Annotated in this window: 18 protein-coding genes, 2 tRNA genes and 1 pseudogene; 11 read left to right on the top strand and 10 right to left on the bottom strand. The window is 67.7% G+C overall.

Annotated features, from left to right (window positions below):
- Positions 1-55 precede the first annotated feature (55 nt).
- The 5 genes from FWJ24_RS05875 (at position 56) to aat (ending at position 5,151) form a co-directional block, all read left to right on the top strand.
- The gene (locus tag FWJ24_RS05875) at positions 56-1,447 is read left to right on the top strand and encodes a M48 family metalloprotease (protein WP_150286870.1); all 1,392 of its coding nucleotides are present in this window, start codon (positions 56-58) and stop codon (positions 1,445-1,447) included.
- Positions 1,448-1,482: 35 nt separating this feature from the next.
- Complete coding sequence (locus tag FWJ24_RS05870) at positions 1,483-2,268, top strand: DsbA family protein (RefSeq protein WP_150286869.1); 786 nt, start codon at positions 1,483-1,485, stop codon at positions 2,266-2,268.
- Positions 2,269-2,482: 214 nt separating this feature from the next.
- On the top strand, positions 2,483-2,977 hold the full coding sequence (accB, locus tag FWJ24_RS05865) for an acetyl-CoA carboxylase biotin carboxyl carrier protein (protein ID WP_150286868.1): 495 nt from the start codon (positions 2,483-2,485) through the stop codon (positions 2,975-2,977).
- A gap of 18 nt (positions 2,978-2,995) precedes the next feature.
- Positions 2,996-4,366: an acetyl-CoA carboxylase biotin carboxylase subunit gene (gene accC, locus FWJ24_RS05860; protein ID WP_150286867.1), complete on the top strand. Its 1,371-nt coding sequence runs from the start codon at positions 2,996-2,998 to the stop codon at positions 4,364-4,366.
- A gap of 77 nt (positions 4,367-4,443) precedes the next feature.
- Positions 4,444-5,151, top strand: coding sequence for a leucyl/phenylalanyl-tRNA--protein transferase (gene aat / locus FWJ24_RS05855; RefSeq protein ID WP_150286866.1), 708 nt, complete (start codon positions 4,444-4,446; stop codon positions 5,149-5,151).
- On the opposite strand, the gene FWJ24_RS05850 is transcribed toward aat, so the two are convergent.
- Together FWJ24_RS05850 and FWJ24_RS05845 are read right to left on the bottom strand one after the other, a co-directional pair.
- Positions 5,121-5,780 (bottom strand): DUF2155 domain-containing protein, encoded by a 660-nt coding sequence (locus tag FWJ24_RS05850; protein WP_150286865.1) that lies wholly within the window; start codon positions 5,778-5,780, stop codon positions 5,121-5,123. The two genes, aat and FWJ24_RS05850, sit on opposite strands and share 31 nt — an antisense overlap.
- Positions 5,781-5,905: 125 nt before the next feature.
- Positions 5,906-6,313 carry an NADH:ubiquinone oxidoreductase subunit NDUFA12 gene (locus tag FWJ24_RS05845; RefSeq protein ID WP_150286864.1) on the bottom strand — a complete coding sequence of 136 codons (408 nt, stop codon included), beginning with the start codon at positions 6,311-6,313 and terminating at the stop codon, positions 5,906-5,908.
- 733 nt (positions 6,314-7,046) lie between these two features.
- Here FWJ24_RS05845 and FWJ24_RS05840 point away from each other — a divergent pair.
- Complete coding sequence (locus FWJ24_RS05840) at positions 7,047-10,784, top strand: vitamin B12-dependent ribonucleotide reductase (RefSeq protein WP_150286863.1); 3,738 nt, start codon at positions 7,047-7,049, stop codon at positions 10,782-10,784.
- A gap of 23 nt (positions 10,785-10,807) precedes the next feature.
- A pseudogene (locus FWJ24_RS14785) lies at positions 10,808-10,970 on the top strand (helix-turn-helix domain-containing protein); the annotation flags it as partial.
- On the opposite strand, the gene FWJ24_RS05830 reads toward FWJ24_RS14785, so the two are convergent.
- Positions 10,967-11,692, bottom strand: coding sequence for a ceramidase (locus tag FWJ24_RS05830; protein WP_150286862.1), 726 nt, complete (start codon positions 11,690-11,692; stop codon positions 10,967-10,969). The pseudogene FWJ24_RS14785 and the gene FWJ24_RS05830 overlap by 4 nt on opposite strands.
- 70 nt (positions 11,693-11,762) lie before the next feature.
- Here FWJ24_RS05830 and xth point away from each other — a divergent pair, with 70 nt between their 5' ends.
- Complete coding sequence (gene xth / locus FWJ24_RS05825; RefSeq protein WP_150286861.1) at positions 11,763-12,557, top strand: exodeoxyribonuclease III; 795 nt, start codon at positions 11,763-11,765, stop codon at positions 12,555-12,557.
- A 45-nt stretch (positions 12,558-12,602) separates the two neighbouring features.
- Here the strand turns inward: xth and FWJ24_RS05820 are convergent, their stop codons facing one another.
- The 6 genes from FWJ24_RS05820 to FWJ24_RS05795 all read right to left on the bottom strand — a co-directional run bounded on the left by FWJ24_RS05820 (position 12,603) and on the right by FWJ24_RS05795 (position 21,551).
- Positions 12,603-13,391, bottom strand: coding sequence for a tetratricopeptide repeat protein (locus tag FWJ24_RS05820; protein ID WP_166443598.1), 789 nt, complete (start codon positions 13,389-13,391; stop codon positions 12,603-12,605).
- A gap of 61 nt (positions 13,392-13,452) precedes the next feature.
- On the bottom strand, positions 13,453-15,183 hold the full coding sequence (ilvD, locus tag FWJ24_RS05815; protein WP_150286859.1) for a dihydroxy-acid dehydratase: 1,731 nt from the start codon (positions 15,181-15,183) through the stop codon (positions 13,453-13,455).
- Positions 15,184-15,481: 298 nt separating this feature from the next.
- Entirely contained in the window at positions 15,482-18,310 is a 2,829-nt protein-coding gene (locus FWJ24_RS05810) for a valine--tRNA ligase (RefSeq protein WP_150286858.1), read from the bottom strand.
- Between the two features lie 118 nt (positions 18,311-18,428).
- A complete protein-coding gene (locus FWJ24_RS05805; RefSeq protein WP_246155561.1) occupies positions 18,429-19,022 on the bottom strand; it encodes a DUF2497 domain-containing protein in 594 nt (197 codons plus the stop codon).
- Positions 19,023-19,258: 236 nt separating this feature from the next.
- Entirely contained in the window at positions 19,259-20,680 is a 1,422-nt protein-coding gene (locus FWJ24_RS05800; RefSeq protein ID WP_150286857.1) for a TolC family outer membrane protein, read from the bottom strand.
- 196 nt (positions 20,681-20,876) lie between these two features.
- Positions 20,877-21,551 carry a protein-L-isoaspartate O-methyltransferase family protein gene (locus FWJ24_RS05795; RefSeq protein WP_150286856.1) on the bottom strand — a complete coding sequence of 225 codons (675 nt, stop codon included), beginning with the start codon at positions 21,549-21,551 and terminating at the stop codon, positions 20,877-20,879.
- 107 nt (positions 21,552-21,658) lie between these two features.
- Between FWJ24_RS05795 and FWJ24_RS05790 the strand changes: the two genes are divergently transcribed.
- Positions 21,659-22,027 carry a tyrosine-type recombinase/integrase gene (locus tag FWJ24_RS05790; protein ID WP_281291948.1) on the top strand — a complete coding sequence of 123 codons (369 nt, stop codon included), beginning with the start codon at positions 21,659-21,661 and terminating at the stop codon, positions 22,025-22,027.
- Between the two features lie 8 nt (positions 22,028-22,035).
- Here FWJ24_RS05790 and FWJ24_RS05785 read toward each other — a convergent pair.
- Positions 22,036-22,109: transfer RNA gene (locus FWJ24_RS05785), tRNA-Cys, on the bottom strand.
- Positions 22,110-22,285: 176 nt separating this feature from the next.
- Between FWJ24_RS05785 and FWJ24_RS05780 the strand changes: the two genes are divergently transcribed.
- Positions 22,286-22,361 (top strand) — tRNA-Asn (locus tag FWJ24_RS05780).
- A gap of 104 nt (positions 22,362-22,465) precedes the next feature.
- The gene (locus FWJ24_RS05775) at positions 22,466-23,944 is read left to right on the top strand and encodes a cryptochrome/photolyase family protein (protein WP_150286854.1); all 1,479 of its coding nucleotides are present in this window, start codon (positions 22,466-22,468) and stop codon (positions 23,942-23,944) included.
- The last annotated feature ends 19 nt before the right edge of the window (positions 23,945-23,963 follow it).

Raw genomic sequence — 23,963 nt, 5'->3', positions numbered from 1 at the left:
GATTTGACCGCATTGGGCGGGCTCGTTATGCCATGAATGACCGGTTCCGAACATCATGACGCATCGAACACGCCCCTTCGCGTTTGCCCGCGCGGTCTCGCTGATCACGGCGGCGGCGGTGCTTGTCGCGAGCCTCGGGCCGGCCGGCGCGCAGCACCGCCGCATGAGCTTCATCCGCGATGCCGAGATCGAACAGCTCCTGCGCGATTATCTTGACCCACTGCTCGGCGCCGCCGGCCTGCGCAAGGGATTCGTGCGCGTGGTGCTGGTGGCGGACCGCTCGTTCAACGCCTTCGTGGCCGATGGCAAGCGCGTCTTCGTCAATACCGGCGCGATCATGGATTCGACGACGCCGAACCAGCTCATTGGCGTGCTCGCGCACGAGACCGGGCATATCGCGGGCGGGCATCTCGCACGGCTCCGGGCCGAGATCGACAAGGCGACCGCGATCGCGATCATCGGCACGCTGCTCGGCGGCGCGGCGCTGATCGGCTCCGCGCGCTCCGGCCAGGTCGGCACCACGCCGACGGGCGCCTATGGCGCGCTGACCGCCGGCCCCGAACTCGCACGGCGCTCGCTGCTCGCCTACCAGCGCGGCGAGGAGCAGGCGGCGGACCGGGCGGCGATCACCTTTCTCGAACGCACGCAGCAATCGCCGCGGGGCATGCTCGAAACCTTCGAGCGGATGGCGGGCGATTCGCTCTTCGCCGCCTCGCGCATGGACCGCTATCTCGTAAGTCACCCCCTGCCGCAGGAGCGCGTGGCCGGGCTGCGCGAGGTCGCCACGAAAAGCCCGTTCTTCGCCGCGAAGGATCCACCGGCGCGCCAGGCCCGGCACGACATGATCCGCGCCAAGCTCTTCGCCTTCACGGGCGATGCGGGCGAGATCTCGCGGCGCTATCCGGCGCGGGACACCTCGCTCGCCGCGCGCTATGCGCGGGCGATCATCGATTACCGTTTCGGCCGGCCGGATGCCGCGCTGCGCGCGATCGACGCGCTGATCGCCGAGCAGCCGCGCAACCCCTATTTCTGGGAGCTGAAGGGCCAGGCCCTGCTGGAGGCCGGCCGCGCGGCCGAGGCCGTGGCGCCCCTGCGCCGCGCGGTGGCGATCGCCCCGAACCAGCCGCTGATCCGCACCATGCTCGGCCATGCGCTCCTCGCCCAGGGCACGCCGCAATCGCTCGACGAGGCGGTGCGCGAACTGACCAATGCCACCGCGCGCGACCCCGACAATTACGAGGGTTTCCGCTATCTCAGCCAGGCCCATGCCCGGCGCGGAGACGAGGGCAACGCGGCGCTTGCGGCGGCGCGCGAGGCGCTGGTCATCGGCCAGGTGCAGGATGCCCGCCGCTTCGCAAGCCGCGCCATGCCCTTGCTTCAACCCGGTTCGCCCGCCTATCTGGCGGCCAGGGACATCGCCGAGGCCCGCCCCGAGCGCTCGCCCTGAACGGTTTTCCGGCTCCACGCGAAAGGTTCTGCCGCATGACCTGCCCCCCGCCCCGCCCGATGACCGACCGGCGCCGCCTGGGCACCGCCCTCGCGGCCGCCGCGCTGCTGATGGCCGGCGCCGCGCAGGCGCAGAACGCCGCGCCGCCGCGCGCCGAGATCGAGGCCGTGATCCGCGATTACCTCATCAAGAACCCGGAGATCATCCAGGAGGCGCTGGTCGAGCTGGAGCGTCGCCAGCGCGAGAGTGAGCAGGCGGCGCTGCGCAAGATCACCGCCGATCCGAAGAGCCCGCTCTATGTCTCCGCGCATCACACCGTGGTCGGCAACCCCAACGGTGATGTCACGCTGGTCGAGTTCTTCGATTACAATTGCGGCTTCTGCAAACGCGGGCTCGCCGACATCCAGAAGGTTCTCGACACCGACCGCAATGTCCGGGTGGTTCTCAAGGAATTCCCGATCCTCTCGCCCGGCTCGCGCGAGGCATCGGTCGTGGCGCTGGCGCTGCGCGAGCAGTTCGACGCGGCGAAGCTCTGGAGCTTCCACACCAAGCTGATGAATGTCCGCGGCCAGATCGGCAGGGAGCAGGCGCTCGGCGTGGCGAAGGATCTCGGCGCCGACATGCGCAAGCTCGAGGCTGCGATGGCGGCGCCCGCCATCCAGGCGGCGCTCGATGAAAGCAAGCTGCTCGCCGACGCGCTCGGCATCAACGGCACCCCGAGCTATGTCGTGGCGGAGGATCTCGTCGTCGGCGCGCGCGGCTACGACCTGCTGAGCGCGCGGATCGCCGCCTATCGCAAGTGCCAGAAGGCCGCGTGCTGAGCCGCCTTCGCGGTGCGGCCATGACGGCGGCAATGGCGGCGGCAATGGCGGCGGCCGGCGCGGCAGGCCGGCAATCCCGCGTAACGCGCGGGGAAAGTCATGGTTTGCGATTGCGCATCGGCGCTGGCCGGGCTATGCGCTGCCGCTTTCCGCGTGCTGTCCGGGGGTCCGGAACCGGCCCGCGGCGGTTTCCTCGATGAAGGCGGCGGCGTCCATGTCCAAGGAACACAGCATCGATCCCGATCTCGTCCGCGAGATCGCCAAGCTGATCTCGGAAACGGATCTTACCGAGATCGAGGTCGAGCGCGGCGATCTGCGCATCCGGGTCGCGCGCCAGGTCATGCCCCAGCCGGTGGCGCAGAACTACGCGGTGCCGATGGCGCCCGCGATGGCCGTGCCCCAGACACTCGCCCCGCCCCAGGCGCCGGCCGCCGGCCCGGCGGCCACCCCGGCCGCCGCCGATCTTGGCGCCCATCCCGGCGCGGTGCGTTCGCCGATGGTCGGCACCGCCTATCGCCGCCCCTCGCCGGGCGCCAATGCCTTCATCGAGATCGGCACCCAGGTGAAGGCGGGCGACAAGCTGCTGCTCGTCGAGGCGATGAAGACCTTCAACGAGATCGTGGCGCCGAAGGCCGGCACGGTCACGCATATCCTCGTCGAGGACGGCCAGCCGGTGGAATACGGCGAGCCGCTCGTCGTCATCGAGTAACGGTTGGAGGCGCGGCAGATGTTCGACAAGGTTCTCATCGCGAACCGGGGCGAGATCGCGCTCCGCATCCTGCGCGCCTGCAAGGAACTCGGCATCGCCACGGTCGCCGTGCATTCGACCGCGGATGCGGATGCGATGCATGTCAAGCTCGCCGACGAAAGCGTCTGCATCGGCCCGCCGCCGCCGCGCGACAGCTATCTCAACATTCCGGCGCTGATCGCGGCCTGCGAGATCACCGGCGCCGACGCGATCCATCCCGGTTACGGTTTCCTCAGCGAGAATGCCCGCTTCGCCGAGGTGCTCGAGCAGCACAAGATCAGCTTCATCGGCCCGAAATCCGAGCATATCCGCACGATGGGCGACAAGATCGAGGCGAAGAAGACCGCCGTCCGGCTCGGCATCCCCGTGGTGCCCGGCTCCGAGGGCGGCGTCACCGATGACGGCGAGGCCAAGCGCATCGCGGCGGGGATCGGCTATCCGGTGCTCGTCAAGGCGGCGGCGGGCGGCGGCGGGCGCGGCATGAAGGTCGCGCGCACGGAGGAGGACCTCTCCCACGCGCTCGCGACCGCGCGCACCGAGGCCAAGGCCGCCTTCGGCGACGACGCGGTCTATCTCGAGAAATATCTCGAAAGGCCGCGCCATATCGAGGTCCAGGTGCTCGGCGACGGCAAGGGCGGCGCGGTGCATCTCGCCGAGCGCGATTGCTCGCTCCAGCGCCGCCATCAGAAGGTGTGGGAGGAAGGCCCCTCGCCCGCCCTCAACGCCGAGAGCCGCGAGAAGATCGGCAATATCGTCGCGCGGGCGATGCAGGAACTCGGCTATCTCGGCGCCGGAACCATCGAATTCCTCTACGAGGACGGCGAATTCTATTTCATCGAGATGAACACCCGCATCCAGGTCGAGCATCCGGTGACCGAGATGATCACCGGGATCGATCTCGTCAACGAGCAGATCAAGGTCGCGGCCGGCTCGCCGCTCTCCGTCCGCCAGGGCGATATCCGGGTCTCCGGCCACGCGATCGAGTGCCGCGTCAACGCGGAGCATCCCGCGACCTTCCGCCCCTCGCCGGGGCTCGTCACCTATTTCCACCCGCCCGGCGGGCTCGGCGTGCGCGTCGATTCGGCGGTCTATCAGGGCTACCGCATCCCGCCGAACTACGATTCGCTCGTCGCCAAGCTGATCGTCCATGGCCGCACCCGCAACGAATGCCTGATGCGGCTGCGGCGCGCGCTCGATGAATTCGTCGTCGACGGCATCGAGACCACCCTGCCGCTGTTCCGGACGCTGGTGCGCAACCAGGACATCCAGAACGGGCTCTACGACATCCACTGGCTCGAAAAGTTCCTGAAGGATGGCGGCATGGGTGACCTGCCGGGTGAGGCCGGCTGAGCCCGCGGCGGCCCGGAGCCGCATTTTCCGCGCGCAGCCCGTATCCATCCGCTCGGGAAATGCTCTAGCCTGCGGCCATGCACGCGCCCGATTCCGACCACGATTTCCCGATCACCCCGGAAATCCTGCTCGGCGCCTACGCGGCCGGGATCTTTCCGATGGCCGAGAGCGCCGGCGATCCCGGCCTGCACTGGATCGAGCCGCAGCGGCGCGGCATCCTGCCGCTCGACCGGTTCCACATCCCGGCCCGGCTTGCGCGGTTTATCCGGAACAATCCTTACCGCGTCGTGGTCAACCATGATTTCCGATCCGTCATCGAGGCCTGCGCCGCGCCGCGGCCGGGCTCGGGCGAAACCTGGATCAACGGCCCGATCCGGCGGCTTTACGGCCAGCTTTTCGAAGCCGGCCATTGCCATACGGTGGAGGTCTATGACGGAGAGCGGCTCGTCGGCGGGCTCTACGGCATCGCGCTGGGGGCGGCGTTCTTCGGCGAGAGCATGTTCCACCGCGCGCGCGATTGCTCCAAGCTCGCGCTGGTCCATCTCGTCGCGCGGCTGCGGGCCGGCGGATTCACGCTGCTCGACACCCAGTTCATCACCGCGCATCTCCAGCAATTCGGGGCGATCGAGATCCCGCGGCGCGAATACCGGCAATTGCTGGCCGAAGCGTTGCGCCTGCGCGGGAATTTCGCCGTCTGGCCGCAAACAGGCGCGCCGCCCGGCACCGATATCGTTGCGATCGCGCGCGGGGCGGCTCAGCGGCCGGCGCCGCCGGCGGGATCATAGCCGCGCCCGACAGGGCCGGAATTGGTGGGGAAGAAGCGCTGCTGCGGCGCCGGCCGCGCGCCGGAGGGCGGGACCGGGGCGCCGCTCGCGCTGGCATCCGGCAGGCGCAGCGGCGCATTGGTCGCCGGGTTGCCGCGGTTGGACGGCAGCGCCACCGCCGGCCGCGGCGGCTTCTTCGCCTCGAGCGCAGGCGGCGGCTCGTCAACCTCCTCCTGCTCCGGCGGGGTCTTGATGATCTCGGTGCCGCCTTTGCAATCCGTCAGCCAGATATCGTAGACGGGATGCTCGATCGCGTTGAGGCCGGGGCTCGCCGCCAGCATCCAGCCCGAGAACAGCCGCTTGTACTGGTTGTCGTTCGAGACCTCCTCGACCTCTACGAAGGTCGTGGTCTGCGGGTTCTCGTATTCCGGCCGCGAGTAGCAGACACGCGCGGTGAGCTGGAGCGAACCGAACTGCACGGTCTCGTCCACCGCCGCCTCGAAGGCGATGATGCGGCCCGTGATCTTGTCGAGCCCGGCGAAGATCGCGGTCGGGTTCTTGATCTTGTCGGCGCGGGCAACGCCGGAACCGGCGGCAAGCGCCATGCTCGCGACGAGAAGGGCTCGGAGGGACGGAGATACGCGGGTCATGGATCCTGTCTCGGGCGGGCGCGCGGAGCCATTCCGCCGCGGTGCGGCCGACGCCCTTCGCCCCGGACGGCATGGCAAGGCGGCAGCCACTAGCATGACAATCCCGCCGAAAAAAGGGCGGCGCCTCAGGGCGTCCAGGGCTGATAGGTCTCGGGCGGCATCGCCGGCTTGCCGCCCGGCCGCAGCGTCGAGCCCGCCGGGCGATGGGCGCGGGCGGTGCCGGTCGGGTTGCCTTCGTGCGGGGCCTCCCATTCGCGCGCAGCATAGCTTTCCTCGGAAGGAGGAACATCCGTGCGGTGATGCATCCAGCCGTGCCAGCCGGGCGGGATCATCGAGGCATCGGCCTCGCCGTTATAGATGACCCAGCGCCGCTCATGGCCCAGCGCCGGGTCGATCGCCCGGCCGCGGGAGCGGTAGTAGGTATTGCCGAACTGGTCGCGACCGACCCGCTCGCCGCGCCGCCAGGTGGTGAAGCGCGTGCCGAGCGTCTGCCCGTTCCACCAGGTGAAGAATTGGATCAGGAAGGTCTTCATCGTGACATGATCCCAAGAGGCGGCATCACCAAAGGCCGGCGGATCCCGGAGGATGGCGCCGATTCGCGGGCCGGAACCCCGGAGCGAGATGCCGGCTTGTCGCAAATTTGCGCCCGCCGGTCCAGCGAAACGATTCGCGCCCCCGGGCGGAGACGAATCGCCGGCCGGGCGGCAGGCACCTCACGCGCGCCTGCGCGCGCTGCTTGTGGCATCGCCGCCACGACCTACCATATCTTGTGCCGATCCGGGACGATCCGCGTCGGGGAAAGCCGTCGATTGCCGCTTGATTTCCGGCGCCGCACAGCAGTGCACGCAGCGCCCGACACGAAAAGGCGAACTGAGTCAGCGCATTGCCGCGAATCGCGCAGCTTTCCCCACGATTCACAAGTTGCTCACCAGATGTTGCGACGATTGCGTCGTGACCCAACTAGATATTGACGACCGGACGATCGGCATCCTAGCCTGAGGGTCTTCGCGGGTGGGACGGCCGGCCGCTTCCGGGAGCCTTTCGGGGGCTCGGAAGCGCTGGCCGCACAGGCGGCGGGCACGAGACCGGATCGACCGGCAAGGACGCCCGAACCGCTGGTCCCCATGCGTGAGCGTGGGGGTCTTGGCTGTCAAATCGAGTTGGGGCGGGGGCCGTGTGTGTCACGGTTCTCGAGGGCTTGTCGTCTCAAGACGCGGGCTCCGGGCATAGCGGCGCGGACAGGACGCGCCCGACAAGGGGACGATGATGAAGTTCGAACGGCTTTTCACCAAGGCGGGACAATCTCCCTATCAGGGGATCGCCTTCCACGAGACCCGCTCGGAGATCAAGAATCCCGACGGTTCGGTGGTGTTCCGCCTCGACAGGCTCGAGGTTCCGGCGAGCTGGAGCCAGGTTGCGGCGGATGTCCTCGCCCAGAAATATTTCCGCAAGGCGGGCGTACCGGCGGTGCTCAAGCGCGTCGAGGAGAACGACGTCCCCTCCTTCCTCTGGCGCTCCGTACCGGACGAGGCGGCGCTCGCCGCGCTGCCCGAGGGCGAGCGCTACGGCTCCGAGACCAGCGCGCGGCAGGTCTTCAACCGGCTGGCCGGCTGCTGGACCTATTGGGGCTGGAAGGGCGGCTATTTCTCGTCCGAGGAGGATGCCCGGACCTTCCTCGACGAGATGATCTTCATGCTCGCCACCCAGCGCTGCGCGCCGAACTCGCCGCAATGGTTCAACACTGGCCTGCACTGGGCCTATGGCATCGACGGGCCCGGCCAGGGGCATTTCTACGTCGATTACAGGACCGGCAAGCTCACCCGGTCCAAATCCGCCTACGAGCATCCGCAGCCGCATGCCTGCTTCATCCAGAGCGTCAAGGACGACCTCGTGAACGAGGGCGGGATCATGGATCTCTGGGTGCGCGAGGCGCGGCTGTTCAAATATGGCTCGGGCACCGGCTCCAATTTCTCGGCCTTGCGCGGCGAGGGCGAGAAGCTCTCGGGCGGCGGCCGTTCCTCCGGCCTGATGAGCTTCCTCAAGATCGGCGACCGCGCGGCCGGCGCGATCAAGTCCGGCGGCACGACGCGGCGCGCCGCGAAGATGGTCGTCGTCAATGCCGATCATCCGGATATCGAGGCCTATATCGACTGGAAGGTGAAGGAGGAGCAGAAGGTCGCGGCCTTGGTCACCGGCTCCAAGATCAACGCGAAATGCCTCAAGGCCATCATGCGCGCCTGCCTCAACTGCGAGGGCGGCGATGCGGATGCCTGTTTCGACCCCGAGAAGAACCCGGCGCTCAAGCGCGAGATCAAGGCCGCGCGGCGCATGATGGTGCCGGACAATTACATCAAGCGCGTCATCCAGTTCGCGAAACAGGGCTACAAGGATATCGCCTTCGACATCTACGACACCGATTGGGACAGCGAGGCCTATCTCACCGTCGCGGGGCAGAACTCGAACAATTCCGTGTCGCTGACCGACGATTTCCTGCGCGCGGTCGAGGAGGATGGCGACTGGAACCTGGTCCGGCGCATCGACGGCAAGGTCAGCAAGACGCTGAAGGCCCGCGATCTCTGGGAGAAGATCGGCTATGCCGCCTGGGCCTCGGCCGATCCGGGGCTGCATTTCAACACCACGATGAACGATTGGCATACCTGCCCGGCCTCGGGACGGATCAACGCCTCCAATCCGTGCTCGGAATACATGTTCCTCGACGATACCGCCTGCAACCTGGCGTCGATGAACCTGCTGACCTTCTATTCCACCGAGACGCGGCAATTCGACATCGCGGCCTATGAGCACACGGTGCGCCTGTGGACGCTGGTGCTCGAGATTTCCGTGCTCATGGCGCAATTCCCCAGCCGCGAGATCGCTGAACTCTCCTACGAGTTCCGCACGCTCGGCCTCGGCTACGCCAATATCGGCGGGCTGCTGATGACCATGGGATTGCCTTACGATTCCGCGGAAGGCCGCGCGCTTTGCGGCGCGCTGACCGCGCTGATGACCGGCATGAGCTATCGCACCTCGGCCGAGATCGCGGCGGAAGTCGGCGCCTTTCCCGGCTACAGGAAAAACGCGGCGCATATGCTGCGCGTCATCCGCAACCATGCCCGCGCGGCGCGCGGCGAAACGCAAGGCTATGAGGGGCTCGCGGTCAATCCCGTGCCGCTCGACCATGCCCATTGCCCGATCCCGGCGCTGGTCTCGCACGCGGTCCGGAGCTGGGAGGAGGCCCTGGCGCTCGGCGAGGCGCACGGGTTCCGCAACGCCCAGGTCTCGGTGCTTGCGCCCACCGGCACGATCGGCCTGGTGATGGATTGCGACACGACCGGAATCGAACCGGATTTCGCGCTGGTGAAGTTCAAGAAGCTCGCCGGCGGCGGCTATTTCAAGATCATCAACCAGGCGGTGCTGCCGGCCCTGCGCACGCTCGGCTATTCGGAGGCCGAGATCGGCGAGATCGAGGCCTATGCCGTCGGCCATGGCTCTCTCCGCCAGGCGCCCGGCATCAACCACACGTCGCTTACCGCCAGGGGCTTCACCCCGGAAATGCTCGACAAGCTCGAAAAGGCCCTGCCGAGCGCCTTCGACATCAAGTTCGCCTTCAACCGCTGGACCTTCGGCGACGAGGCCATGCGGGCGCTCGGCGTCTCGGAGGCGCAGCTCAACGACATGGGCTTCGAATTGCTGCCCTTCCTCGGGTTCAGCAGGAAGGAGATCGAGGCCGCCAATATCCATGTCTGCGGCGCGATGACGCTCGAGGGTGCGCCGCATCTGAAGCCGGAGCATTATCCGGTGTTCGATTGCGCCAATCCCTGCGGGCGGCTCGGCAAGCGCTACCTCTCGGTGGAAAGCCATATCCACATGATGGCGGCGGCGCAGCCCTTCATCTCGGGCGCGATCTCCAAGACCATCAACATGCCGAACGAGGCCACGGTCGAGGATTGCAAGAACGCCTACATGCTCTCGTGGAAGCTCGCGCTCAAGGCCAATGCGCTCTACCGCGACGGCTCGAAGCTCTCGCAGCCCCTCAACGCGGCGCTGATCGAGGATGAGGACGAGGAGGCCGAGGAGGCGGTGGAGGCGCTGGTCGCACTGCCGAACGCCGCGCGCGCCACCCAGATTACCGAGCGGATCGTCGAGCGCGTCATTGAGCGCATCGAGAAGGTGCGCGAGCGCGAGAAGCTGCCGGCGCGGCGCAAGGGCTATACGCAGAAGGCCATTGTCGGCGGCCACAAGGTCTATCTCCGCACCGGCGAGTACGAGGATGGCCGGCTCGGCGAGATCTTCATCGACATGCACAAGGAGGGCGCCGCCTTCCGCGCGATGATGAACAATTTCGCCATCGCCATCTCGCTCGGCCTGCAATACGGCGTGCCGCTCGAGGAATATGTCGATGCCTTCACCTTCACGCGCTTCGAGCCCGCGGGCTTCGTGCAGGGGAACGATGCGATCAAGAGCGCGACCTCGATCCTTGATTACGTGTTCCGCGAACTCGCGATCTCCTATCTCGGCCGCTCGGACCTCGCGCATGTGACCGAGGAGGATCTCGGTCACACGACGATCGGCCGCGGCGACGATGCCGAGGGCCTGCCCGAGGCGCCCTCGCCCGCCACGCGCGTGGTCTCGAAGGGGCTGGTGCGGGGCCGGGCGACCAATTTCCTCGGCGTGGTCGAGGGGGGTGCCGCCTCCGGGGCGAGCGTGACGACGGCATCGGGCGGGGTGTTCGCCATCGCCGGCGCCACCGCGCTGAAGCAGGATGCCGACATCAAGGACGCCATCGAGCGGCTCGGCTTCGCGGCGCCGGAGATCCGCGCGGCGGCGGATCCGTCAACGAAAACGGGCTTTTCCGGAGCGGATGATCTGGCGACGAAACGCTCCATCGCCCGGATGAAGGGCTATGTCGGCGAAGCCTGCCCGGAATGCATGAACTTCACGCTCGTGCGGAATGGCACGTGCCTCAAGTGCGAAACGTGTGGAAGCACGACGGGGTGCAGCTGAGAAGATACTGGAAAGCGGACGGGCTCACGCAGGAGGAGTTCGCCGAGCGCTACTTGATCGCGCTCGGCACCCTGCGCGTCTGGGAGCAGGGCCGCTCGACGCCCGATGCCCCCCGCGCGGGCGTATTTGAAAGTCATCGCCAGCGAGCCGGAGATGGTCGCCGGGGCGTTGGGGAAGGTGGCCTAACCCCTCCCCATCCCCGTCACCACCAGCACCCCCAGCACGCTCGCATTGAGCATATGCCAGAGGAAATGCAGGCCGGCGGGCCAGCTCGAGCAGAGCGGCAGGTCGAGCGTGCGCAGGGTGAGCGAAAGCGTGAACAGCCCGCCGGCGATCAGCAGCCCGCGTGCCGCGCGGCGCGCCTCATCACCCCATAATCCTGCGCGGGCGGCATAGGCCGCATCCGCGCCCGCAGGCAATGCTCCCATGGCCCCCCTGCCCCGCCACGCCAGGATCAGCCCGAAGCCGATGAGCGCAAGGAGCGCCGGCAGATAGCCCACACCACCGCGCAACACCCGGCTGCCCGCCAGTTCCACGAATCCCGCGCTCGCCGCGAAGAACAGCAAAGGCCCGATGAGCGCCAGCCAGAGCGGCGCGCCGAGGAAACGCCGCAGCGCCAGCCCGAAATAGACGAGGATGAAGCCCTGGATCGGCAGCACATCCATCAGCACCGTCGTGCCGTTGGGGATGGTGTGGAACAGGAACGAGCCGATCGCGATCGCCACCATGAGCAGGATCAGCGCCAGCACGAGCCAGTCCGGCCGCTTTCGTGCGAGCCACAGCGCGAAGCCGAGCGCGGCGGCGACGAGGAACGCCCCGTTGGTGACGGCGTTGAGCGGCTCGGCCCAGAAATCCGGCCGGCCGAGCCGCTCGCAATAGGCCATCAGGAACCGCGGATCGGGCTGCATCGGAGAAATTCCCGGAGATAATTCCAGCCCGGTTATGTCGCGCGGCGCGCAATTCCGCTAGGGTCCGGCGATGATCATCGCGACCTTCAACGTCAATTCCGTCCGCCAGCGCGAGGCGCATCTCGTGCGATGGCTGAAGGCGCGGGCGCCGGATATCGTGTGCCTGCAGGAACTGAAATGCGAGGATCACGCCTTCCCCCGATCCGAGATCGAGGCGCTCGGCTATCAGGTCGAAACGCATGGGCAGAAGACATTCAACGGCGTCGCCATCCTGTCGCGATTCCCGATCACGATCGAAGAGCGTGGGCTGCCCGGCTTTCCGGACGAGCAGGCGCGCTATATCGAGGCGGTCGCCTCGCTTCCGGGCGAGAAGGGCGCGCCGGGCACGGCGATCCGGGTCGCGAGCATCTATTGCCCCAACGGCAACCCGGCGCCAGGACCGAAATACGCGTATAAACGCGCGTTCATGGCGGCGCTCATGGGGCATGCCCGCGCGCTGCTGGCGCTGGAGGAGATGCTGGTGCTGGCCGGGGATTACAATGTCATTCCCGAGCCGCGCGACGCCCGGAACCCGGATCTTTGGCGGGCGGACGCGCTGTTCCTGCCCGAGAGCCGCGCGGATTTCCGCCGCCTCCTGACGCTCGGCCTGACGGACGCCCTGCGCGCCACCACCGATTCCGGCGGGCTCTACTCGTTCTGGGATTATCAGGCCGGCGCCTGGCCGCGCGACAACGGCATCCGCATCGATCATCTGCTGCTCTCGCCGCAGGCGGCGGATCGGCTGCGCGGGGCTGGGATCGACCGCGACCTGCGCGGTGCGGAGAAGCCTTCGGATCACGTGCCCGTCTGGGCTGAACTCGGCTGATCCTTCCCGGGCGCGGGCCGCGGCATGGGCTCGCGCCCGCTGCCTTCAGCGCGAATTGCGCTCCCGCTTCTTGGCGAAGGCATCCGCCAGCCGACGTTCGTCATCGGTCGCCACGGCCTGCGCGCGGCGGTTCAGTTCCAGAACCCAGGAATCGCGGTCGGGATCGGCGCTCGCGGTCGCGATCTTCATCCACATCAGGCCACGCGGCGCCTGGCGCGGCACTCCCTCGCCGTTGAAGAGCAGATGGCCGAGGCGGGCCTGGGCATAGACATGCCCCTGCTCGGCGGCGAGGTTGAACCAGCGCGCCGCCTGCTGGAGATTCTTCTCGCCGGCGATTCCCTCCGCCAGCATGCGGCCAAGCTCGTATTGCGCGTCGGCATCGTTGTAATAGGAGGCCGCGTAATGGAACATCTCGGCGGCGCGGGCCGGCTCGCGCCGGATGCGGCTGTTGGGGATGCCGGTCAGGTGATAGCCGCCGAGCGCGACGAAGGCCTGGGCGACGATACGGGCATTGGGCGAATCCGGCGCGAGATCGGCGCGGCGGTTCACGATCTGCGAGAAATGCACATAGGCCTTGTAGGGGTCGCGCGGCACGCCCTCCCCCTCGGCATACATGCGGCCGAGCTTCCATTCGGCGATGTCGTTGCCTTCGCGGGCGGCGAAGGTCAGTGGCTCGACCGCCGAGCCGGGATCGCCGCTCGAAAGCGCGCGCAGGCCGGCGCGCAGACTCTCGCCGACCGACTTGAACATCGTGCCCTTTTCCACCGGCGCCGGCGGGCCCTCCTTCACGTCGAGGGCAAGGGCGGTGCCGGCAGCGCAGAGGGCAAACGCCATCTGCCCCGCCACCACGAGCGTGACCAGCGGGGCGGCTCGGGCCGCAGGCTGACCGATGGGCTCAGATATCCGCATAGCTGTGTGTCTCGGCTCCACCGCCCGGATGGGTGACGGCGCCGTCGCGCGCCGATCCGACCGTCTGGGCGAATTTCCAAAGCGCGCCCGATTGGTAATCGGTCTCCCGCGCCTTCCACTCGCCACGACGCGCTGCAAGTTGGGCATCGTCAAGGCGAACTTGGAGCGTTCCCTTGACCGCGTCGATTTCGATGATGTCGCCGTCCCGGAGCAGCGCGATCGGACCGCCGACCGCCGCCTCCGGCCCGACATGGCCGATGCAGAAGCCGCGCGTGGCGCCGGAGAAGCGACCATCGGTGATGAGCGCGACCTTGTCGCCCATGCCCTGGCCGTAGAGCGCAGCGGTGGTCGCGAGCATCTCGCGCATGCCCGGCCCGCCCTTCGGCCCCTCATAGCGGATGACGAGCACCTCGCCTTCCTTGTAATTCCGGTTCCTGACCGCCTCGAAGGCCTGTTCCTCGCTGTCGAAGCAGCGCGCCGGGCCGGTGAAGGTCAGCCGGTCCTGGCTCATGCCGGCCACCTTCACGATCGCCCCTTCCGGCGCGAGATTGCCGGAAAGGCCGACAACGCCCCCAGTGGCGGTGATCGGCGCATTGGCGGGCCGCACGACATCCTGTTCGTCGTTCCATTTCACCGAAGCAAGGTTCTCGGCCATGGTGCGGCCGGTGACGGTGAGGCAATCGCCGTGCATGAAACCGTGGTCGAGCAGCGTCTTCATCAGCAGGGGGATACCGCCAACCTCGAACATGTCCTTCGCGACATAGCGCCCACCCGGCTTGAGATCGGCAATATAGGGCGTCCTCTTGAAGATTTCGGCAACGTCGAACAGGTCGAACTTGATCCCCGCCTCATGGGCGATGGCCGGCAGATGCAGCGCCGCATTGGTCGAGCCGCCGGAGGCCGCCACCACGGTCGCGGCGTTCTCGAGCGCCTTGCGCGTCACGATATCGCGCGGGCGGATGTTCTTCGCGACGAGTTCCATCACCATTTCGCCGGCGGTCATGCAGAACCGGTCGCGAATCTCGTAAGGCGCCGGGGCGCCGGCCGAATAGGGCAGCGCGAGGCCGATCGCCTCGGAGACCGTGGCCATGGTGTTGGCTGTGAACTGCGCGCCGCAGGCGCCGGCCGAGGGGCAGGCGGCGGCTTCGAGCGTTTCCAGATCCTCATCCGACATCGCGCCGACGGAATGCTTGCCGACGGCCTCGAACACGTCCTGAACCGTGACCGGCTTGCCCTTGAAGGTGCCGGGCAGGATCGAACCGCCATAGATGAAGATCGACGGCACGTTGAGGCGCACCATCGCCATCATCATGCCGGGCAGGGATTTGTCGCAGCCTGCAAGGCCGACCAGCGCATCGTAGCAATGGCCGCGCATCGTCAGCTCGACCGAATCGGCGATCACCTCGCGGCTGACCAGCGAGGATTTCATCCCCTGATGGCCCATGGCGATGCCGTCGGTGACGGTGATCGTGCAGAATTCGCGCGGCGTGCCGCCGGCGGAGGCGACGCCCTTCTTCACCGCCTGCGCCTGGCGCATCAGTGCGATATTGCACGGCGCGGCCTCGTTCCAGCACGAGGCGACACCGATGAAGGGCTGGCGCATCTGCTGGCGGGTGAGGCCCATCGCGTAATAATAGGATCGATGCGGCGCCCGCTCCGGACCTTCGGTCACATGGCGGCTCGGCAGCCTCGACTTGTCGTAAACGCGATGATCCATTCCAACCCCCGATCCCTGGCGTGTGCCCTGCGCAACACCCGCCGCTTCGATGCCACAGCGCAAGGCGCCCCTCAATCGGGCCGGAGCCGGGTTCCGAAGCGATGGTTGATGTTCCCGGCGGCGTGCCGGACTGTTGAAAACAACAATCTTCCAAGGATGTTAGCCGAGGGCAGAATGCAGCGCGCTTTGTGGCGCAAAAGCGGCGCGGCCCGGCGCCCGGCGCGGCCAGCCGCAAATCATTCCAGGTTGTTGCGCAAACGTCACAAGCGCGGACGGAGCCTTGCCGCCCCGTGCCGTCTCACCCCAGCCGGCGCAGCGCCTCGTCGATGCGCGCGATGCGCCCCTCCGCCTCGGCGACGCGCTCGCGGTTCTCCTCGACGACCTCCTCCGGCGCGCGGGCAACGAAATCCGGGTTGTCGAGCTTGCGGCGGGTGGCGTCCACGTCCTTCGCGAGCTTCTCGCGTTCGACGGCGAGGCGCTTCTTCTCGGCGGCGAAATCGATCACCCCCGCGAGCGGGATGCAGGCGACGGTGCCGGCGACGACGACCTGCACGCTGCTCTCCGGCGGCGCGGCCGCGAAGCGCAATTCCGAGACCCGCGCGAGCCGCTTCAGCGCGTCGAGCGAGGCCGAGAGCAGCGTCGTGACCCGATCCCCGCCGCCGACGATGACCAGCGGCGCCAGCGTGCCGGGCGGCACGTTCATCTCGGCGCGCGCGGACCGGATCTCGGTGATGAGATCGACGAGGAAACCGATCTCCGCCGCCGCCGCGCCGCCGGCAAGGCCGGTCGGTTCCGGCCAGGGCTCGACGCAGAGAAGGCCGGCCTCGGGCTGCCCCGCCCCGGCGGCATAGGCCGCCCAGAGTTCTTCCGTGATATAGGGCATGAACGGGTGCAGCATCGCCACGATGCGATCGAGCAGGAAGGCGGTGACGGCCTGCGTCTCGGCTTTCGCGGCCGCGTCGGTGCCGGTCAGCACGGGCTTGGCGAGTTCGAGATACCAGTCGCAGAACGTGTTCCAGGTGAAGCGGTAGGCCGCGAGCGCGGCCTCGTTGAACCGGTAGCCCTCGATGCCGGCCACCACCTCGCCCAGCGTGCGATCCATCTCCGAAATCGCCCAGATATTGAGCGGCAGCGTCACCGATTGCGGATCGAACCCCGCAACGCGCCGGCAGGCATTCATCTCCGCGAAGCGCGAGGCGTTCCAGAGCTTGGTGCAGAAATTGCGGTAGCCCTCGGCGGTCCGGACGCCGAGCTTCGGGTCGCGCCCCTGCGCGGCGAGGCTCGCAAGCGTGAAGCGCAGGGCATCCGCGCCGAGCGCGTCGATCACCACGAGCGGGTCGATGACATTGCCGACCGATTTCGACATCTTCCGGCCCTTCTCGTCCCGCACGAGACCGTGGAGATAGACGGTGTGGAAGGGCGGCGCCAGATCGCAGGCGGCGGAGGCCATCATCATCCGCGCGACCCAGAAGAAGAGGATGTCGAACCCCGTCACCAGAACCGAGGTCGGGTAATAGCGGTCCAACTCGGCCGTCTCGTCCGGCCAGCCGAGCGTCGAGAATGGCCAGAGCGCGGAGGAGAACCAGGTATCGAGCACATCGGGGTCGCGCGTGATGGCGGCGCCCGGGCCCCATTTCGCATCGGCCCTGCTGCGCGCCTCGGCCTCGTCCCGCGCGATCACGTAATCGCCATCCGGCCCATACCAGGCCGGAATCTGGTGCCCCCACCAGAGCTGGCGCGAAATGCACCAGGGCTCGATATTCTCCATCCAGCGGAAGAAATCCGCCTCGCGGTTCGCGGGGTGGATTTTCGTCCGGCCCGCCCGCACCCATGCCATCGCCTGCTCGGCGAGGGGCTTGACGTTCACATACCATTGCTCCGTGAGCCAGGGCTCGATCGGAACCCCGGACCGGTCCCCATGCGGCACCTGCTGCACGCTGGGCTCGACCCGGCGCAGGAGGCCCTCGGCCGCCATCATCGCAACGATTTCCTTGCGCGCGGTGAAGCGGTCGAGGCCGGTAAGCGCGCGCGTCGCCTTCGGCGCGCCGGCGAAATCCGCTCCGCCGAGATCGAGCCGCGCCTCGCGGGTGAAGACATTGACCATGGCCAGCGGCGGATCGGCGCGCCTGCCCACCTCGAAATCGTTGAAATCATGCGCGGGCGTGATCTTCACCGCGCCGGTGCCCTTCTCGGGATCGGCGTATTCGTCGCCGATGATCGGGATCACGCGCCCCACCAGCGGCAGCACCACATTCTTCCCGATGAGATGCCCGAGCTTCTCGTTCTCCGGGTGCACGGCGACGCCGGTATCGCCGAGCAGCGTCTCCGGCCGCGTCGTCGCGACGGTGATGAAGGTCGCGGGGTCATCGGCGTCGTAGGTCGCGCCTTGAAGCGGATAATCGAAATAATAGAGATGGCCGCCGGGCTCGCGGTCGAGCACCTTGGCCAGCGCGGCGGCATCGAAGGGCTTCAGGTTGCCTTCCTTGTCGGTCTCGCCGCGCTTCCACGCGAAGCTTCCCTTCACCTCGCGCTGCTCGACCTCCAGATCCGAGATCGCGGTGAGCAGCTTCGGATCCCAGTTCACAAGGCGCTTGTCCTTGTAGAGCAGGCCCTTCTCGTGCAGCGTAACGAAGAATTGCAGCACGGCGCGCTGCATCTGGCCGGTCTCGCCATCCGCACGGTTGCCCATGGTGAAGCGCTCGCGGCTCCAGTCGCAGGAGGCGCCGAGACGCTTCAGCTGGTTGATGATCGTGCCGCCGGATTGCGCCTTCCAGGCCCAGACCTTCTCCAGGAACGCCTCGCGGCCGATCTGGTGCCGATCCGGCTCCTGCCGCTCGGCCATCTGGCGCTCGACGACCATCTGGGTCGCGATGCCGGCATGGTCGGTGCCGGGCTGCCAGAGCACGTCGCAGCCTTTCATGCGCCAGTAGCGGCAGAGAATGTCCTGCAACGTGTTGTTGAGCGCATGCCCCATATGCAGCGAGCCGGTGACATTCGGCGGCGGGATCACGATGGTGAAGGGCGCGGCGCCGGCGCGGCCGGGCGCGCCGGCCCTGAACGCGCCGGATGCTTCCCAGGCCGCGTTGATGCGGAGCTCGATCGCGTACGGGTCGTAGGTCTTTTCCATCGGATCTTCAGCGCAGGAGCGGCGGAACCCGCCGGACAAACGAAAACGGGCGCCGGACGGGCGCCCCTTCGCTTCAGTCGAATATCGCGGAACGATGCCGCGTCAAGGCGCTTCTGGCTCAGCCGCCGCGCGCCACCCGCTCGATCTCGGCCCGGACATGCTTCTCGACGATCGCCGGCAGATGCGAATCGATCCAGTCGCGCAGCATCGGCCGCAGCAATTCCACCACGACATCCTCAAGGCTCCGCCCCATCGCCGGCATCGCGGTGTGGCGCGAAAGGGTCTGGAAAGCCTGGCTGACCAGCGCCTTGGTATTGTCCGACATGATCCGCTCCTCCAAGGCCGCCACAGACCGGACCGGGGCCGGCATCTCGGTCACGGGTTCCGGCGCGGGTTCGAGCTCGGGCTCGGGCATGGCGACGGTCTCCGGAACGATCGCGGGCGCCACGGTTTCAACCGACACTTCCTGCGGGGTGCTGGCGACGGTCGCGACCTTGGCGAGATCGAGGATCTCGGCATCCTCGTCGATCTCGGCGGCGGGCGGCGGCTCAGGCGCCTTCTTCGCCGCAGGCGCCGGCTTCTTCGTAGGCTCGTCCTTCTTGGTGCCGAGGGAATCGTCGGCGATGATCTTCCGGATGGAGGCGAGGATTTCCTCCATCGACGGTTCGTTCTCATCCGTCGTTTCCGGCTTGGTGGCCGCCTTGGAAGACATCGCAACGCTCCGTTCGTGACTGCCCGGGTTCGTCCGCCCGCATGGCGGAGGCCGGCGTCGCGCCCTTCGGGGCGGAATCGCCGGATCTCCGCGCAGTATGCGGACGCGATTCGGGCGGATCAAGCAAGCGCGGCGACGAGACCCCGCTTGGCTGGGGACAAGCAATGCCAGGATGCGGGAGGCAGATCCAAACCGGGCTTGCCGGGGCCGCACCCCGGCGCAACGGTCCGGCGGCGTTATTCGCCGCTCGGCGTGCGCAGGCCGAGCCAGCTATCCTTCACCTGCTCGAAATGGACCTTCGGGTCGTAGGTCGCGACCTTGAGCCCGAGCGCCCGGGCAGACAATTGCCCGATCGCCGAGAGGAGCGAATAGGAGGCGACCACCTGGTCGCGCTGCGCCGTGATCTGCACGACGCGGGCATTGAGCAGTTCCTGCTGGGCGTTCAGCACATCGAGCGTCGTGCGCTGACCGACCCGTGCCTCCTCGCGCACGCCGTTCAGGGCGATCTCGGCCGCCGCGACCTGCGCCGCCGCGCCCTCGATCTGGAAACCGGTCGCCTCAAGCAGCGCCCAGGCCGCCGTCGCCGCCTGTACCACACGGTCGCGCGCGGTATCGACGTTCAGCCGCCGCTCGCCCAGGGTCTCCTTGGCGGCGCGGGTGCGGGAATAGGCCGAACCGCCGTCATAGATCGGGATCGAGATCTGGCCGACCACCGAGCCGGTGGTACGGCTGTCTCCGGGAGATTGCACCTCGTAGCGGCGCGTCAGCGAGCCGGAGACGGAGATCGTCGGATAAAGCTCGCCCTCGACGATCTTCACCTGGAGAAGCTGGGCATCGACGCCGTGCATCGACGCCGCGATGGCGGGATGATCCTGGAGCGCGCGGTTGACCGCCTCGCCCTGCGATTTCGGCAGCCGGCTGCGCACCACCGGCTTGACCGGCGCAAGCTTCTTCGGATCGAGCCCGATCACCTGCTTGAAGGTGGCGATCGAGGCGCGGAGATTGGATTGCGACAGCGCGAGATCGGATTTCGCGCCGGCCAGCCGGGCCTCGGCCTGCGCGACATCGGTGCGCGTCACCTCGCCGACATTGAACCGGTCCCGCGTCTGGCGGACAAGCTCGTTGAGGACATTGACGTTGTTCTGACGGACATTATTGATCGCGGTATCGCGCACCACATTCATATAGGCGGTCACGGCCGCGAGCAGCGTGTTCTGCTCGGTGTTGCGCAGCGTTTCCCGCGCTGCGAGCACGTTCGATTCGGCCTGGCGGATCGAATTCTCGATTCGGCCACCGCGATAGAGATTCTGGCTGATCGTCACCCCGGCACCGCGCGGGAGCAGGTTGCTCTCCCCGCGCACCGTGCCGCCGAACGTGCCGGAGGTCGCCGTGGTGGTGCGGGTGGCGCCGGCATCGGCCGAAGCGGTGATCGAGGGCCGCGCCGCCGATTTCGCGGTCGGCACCCCTTCGTCGATGCCGCGCGTGCTGGCGCGGGCGGCATTGAGTTCCGGATTGACGCGATAGGCATTCGCCAGCGCCGTCGAAAGATCCTGCGCGGCAACGACGCCGGGCAGCAGGGCCACGGCAACCGAACCCAGAACGAGACGCTTCCACCGGTTCACGTTGATCTGCCCGACCTGAAATCCTGAATTCGCCATGCGTCGCGATCAAACCGTGCCACCTCGTTGGCCGAGGCAGCGCCATCGCTGCGCCTGAGCCAGTTCTACCGGCGCGGCGATGCTTGTAAACACTTCGTTAGGTTACGCCCGCGCGGCCCGACGACTTTCACCATCGAGTGAGACGAAAACACAACAGGCATGACGTTCTGATGAAATCCGTCAGTGAGACACCGGATCAGAAGACGAAACCGGGCTCGCTCGCGAAACCCGGCAGCACCTGCGCGGCGGCATCGAAAGCCCGGCGCGGGCTCGCATGGCCGGCCGATTTCACGAATACCATCGCGCGCTGCACGCCGCCATCCTGGAGGATGATCCCGAGCCGGCCGCCATCCTTCAGCAGCGGGAAGAAGCCGGAGGGGACCTTCTCGCTCGCGCCGTTGATCAGGATGATGTCGAACAGGCCCGTCGCGAGCGCGGCGCCGGCCTCGGCGGAGAGCCCCGGCACCGCCGGCAGCACGGTGACCGCGGCACCGGCCGCCGCAAGCGCGGCGCGCGCCGCCTCGGCGAAAGCCGGATCCCGTTCCAGGGCCGTGGTGTCGAGCCCGATCGCGGCGAGAATCGCGGCGGAATAGCCCGTGCCGCCCATGACGTCGAGCGCCGATTCGCCCGGCTCCGGCTGAAGCGCCTGGATCAGCCGCGCCAGCACCAGCGGCATCAGCAGCGGTCGGCGGGCCTCGCCGGCCTCGACCACCAGCGGCCGATCGGAATAGGCGATGGCGCGATCCGCCGGGCGCACGAAAAGCTCGCGCGGCACCGTATCGAAAGCGGCCAGCACGCCGCGATCAGTGACGTCGAAGGTCCGGATCTGGTTGTCGACCATCACGCGGCGCGCATCCCGCATGTCGCCCATCGCTCGCTCCCGGGTTCATCGATCAAGGACATCGCCCCCGCCGGCGCTTTTGCGCGAGACGCGCCGCGAAAGCAAGGCCGCACAAAGCAGGGCCACGGAAAGCAGGATTGGAGGCCTCGGAGGGGCAGATGCTTTTCGTGCGGACCGAGGCGGGGCAGGCATTCTCGATCAAGAGCGCCGGGCAATGGTTCCGCGCGCGATGCGATGAGGCCGGGTGCCCCGGCTCCGCCCATGTCCTCAGAAAAGCCGCGGCAACCCGCCTGGCCAACGCCGGCGCGAGCGAGCATCAGCTTATGGCAGTTTTTGGCTGGAAGGACCCGAAGGAGGCGGCGATTTATACCCGAGAGGCGAATCGCGCGCGCCTTTCCGCATCAGCGATCATGCTTCTGTCCGAACGTCCGAAGAACACCGATTGGGATACCTTTGCCCAGGGTGTCCCAATCGGCGCAAAAACAAAAGAAAATTCAAGCACCTGAAAATGGGATGGAGGCCTCGGAGGGAATCGAACCCCCGTACAAGGATTTGCAGTCCTCTGCGTAACCACTCCGCCACGAGGCCGTTGGGCGAAGACGGCCTCTTAGCCCCGGGGCGCCCTTCACGCAACCGTGAAGCGGGCCAAAGGGTTCATTTTTCGCCCGTCCGGCGTCCGGACGGCCGGGCCCGCCGCACGGCGCGGGAATTCGGAGAATCCCATTTGCCTTTTGCCGAGAATTTCGCTACACGCCTGCCTCCATTCCTCGATAGCTCAGTCGGTAGAGCAAGCGACTGTTAATCGCTGGGTCGTAGGTTCGAGTCCTACTCGAGGAGCCATTTTTCCGCGCCATTCTTGTCCGGCCGGCCTGAATTCAGGTGCCCCGTGCGTGCGGATCGTCGCACCCCCTTCCGCCGGCGCGCGTAAGGCGTATTTCGGCATCATGACCGATTCCTCCGCTCGGCTTGCGCTGCACTGGTTCCGCAACGATCTCCGCCTTGCGGATAACCCCGCCCTGCTCGCAGCGGCGGAAGCAGAGCGGCTCATAACACTCTTCATCGACGAGACCGATCCCGGCCTGCGCGCGCGGGGCGGCGCGGCCCGCTGGTGGCTGCACCATTCGCTCGCGCGGCTCGACGAATCGCTCGCGGCGCGCGGTGGCCGGCTCGTGATCGCGCGCGGTGAAGCCCGTAGGCTGGTTCCCGCGATCGCGGGCGCGCTCGGGGCCGATCTCGTCACCTGGTCGCGGCGCTACGGGGGCGCCGAGCGCGATCTCGACGGCGCGATCAAGGCCGGGCTCCGCGATGCGGGGATAAGGGCCGAGAGCTTCAACAGTCATCTTCTCCACGAACCATGGCAGATCCGCTCGAAGGCCGGCGGGCCGATGCGCGTGTTCTCGCCGTTCTGGCGCGCGGCCTGCGCCATGGGTCCGCCCGCCATGCCGCTGCCGGTGCCGGCGCGGCTGCCGCCTCCGGGCCCATGCCCCGCTCTGCCGGGCGAGACGGATCTCGGCACGCTTGCGCTGCTGCCGACCACGCCGGATTGGGCGGGCGGATTGCGCGCCGCCTGGATGCCGGGCGAGGCCGGTGCGGCGGCGCGGCTCGACGCGTTTCTCGATGGCGGCCTCGCCGGCTATGCCGGGAACCGCGACCGGCCGGACCTCGCCGCCACCTCGCGGCTTTCGCCGCATCTCGCCTTCGGGGAGATCTCGCCGCGCCAGGTCTGGCACGCGGTCGAATTTGCGGCGCGGGCGGGCCGAAGCCCGGCCTCTGGCCGCGATGTCGAGAAATTCCTTGCCGAACTGGGCTGGCGCGAATTCTCCTACCACCTGCTCTACCATTACCCCGATCTCGCGACGGCGAATTACCAGCGCAAGTTCGACGTCTTCCCCTGGCAGGAAGACGGTGCGGCGCTTGCGGCCTGGAAGCGCGGTCGCACCGGCTACCCGATCGTCGATGCCGGGATGCGGGAATTGTGGCAGACCGGCACCATGCACAACCGCGTACGCATGATCGTGGCCTCATTCCTGATCAAGCACCTGATGATCGATTGGCGCGCCGGCGAGGCCTGGTTCTGGGACACGCTCTGCGACGCCGATCCCGCCAGCAATGCCGCGAGCTGGCAATGGGTCGCCGGCTCGGGCGCCGATGCGGCGCCGTATTTCCGCATCTTCAACCCCATCACGCAGGGTGCGAAATTCGACCCCGACGGCGCCTATATCCGCCGCTTCGTGCCCGAACTGGCCGGCCTGCCGCCGGCCTTCATTCACCGGCCATGGGAAGCACCTCATCCGATCCTTGCCGGCGCGAGTATATCCCTCGGGTCGACCTATCCCGCGCCGATCGTCAGCCATGAGCGCGCGCGGGCCAGGGCGCTCGCCGCGTTCGAGGCGATCTCGGGCGGCACCGAAATGCCGGCCTGAGCGGCCGGAACCAAGGGGG

This window comes from Rhabdaerophilum calidifontis, from assembly GCF_008641065.1.
Taxonomy (GTDB): Bacteria; Pseudomonadota; Alphaproteobacteria; order Rhizobiales; family Beijerinckiaceae; genus Rhabdaerophilum; species Rhabdaerophilum calidifontis.
This window is presented reverse-complemented; position numbering and strand designations above follow the sequence as displayed.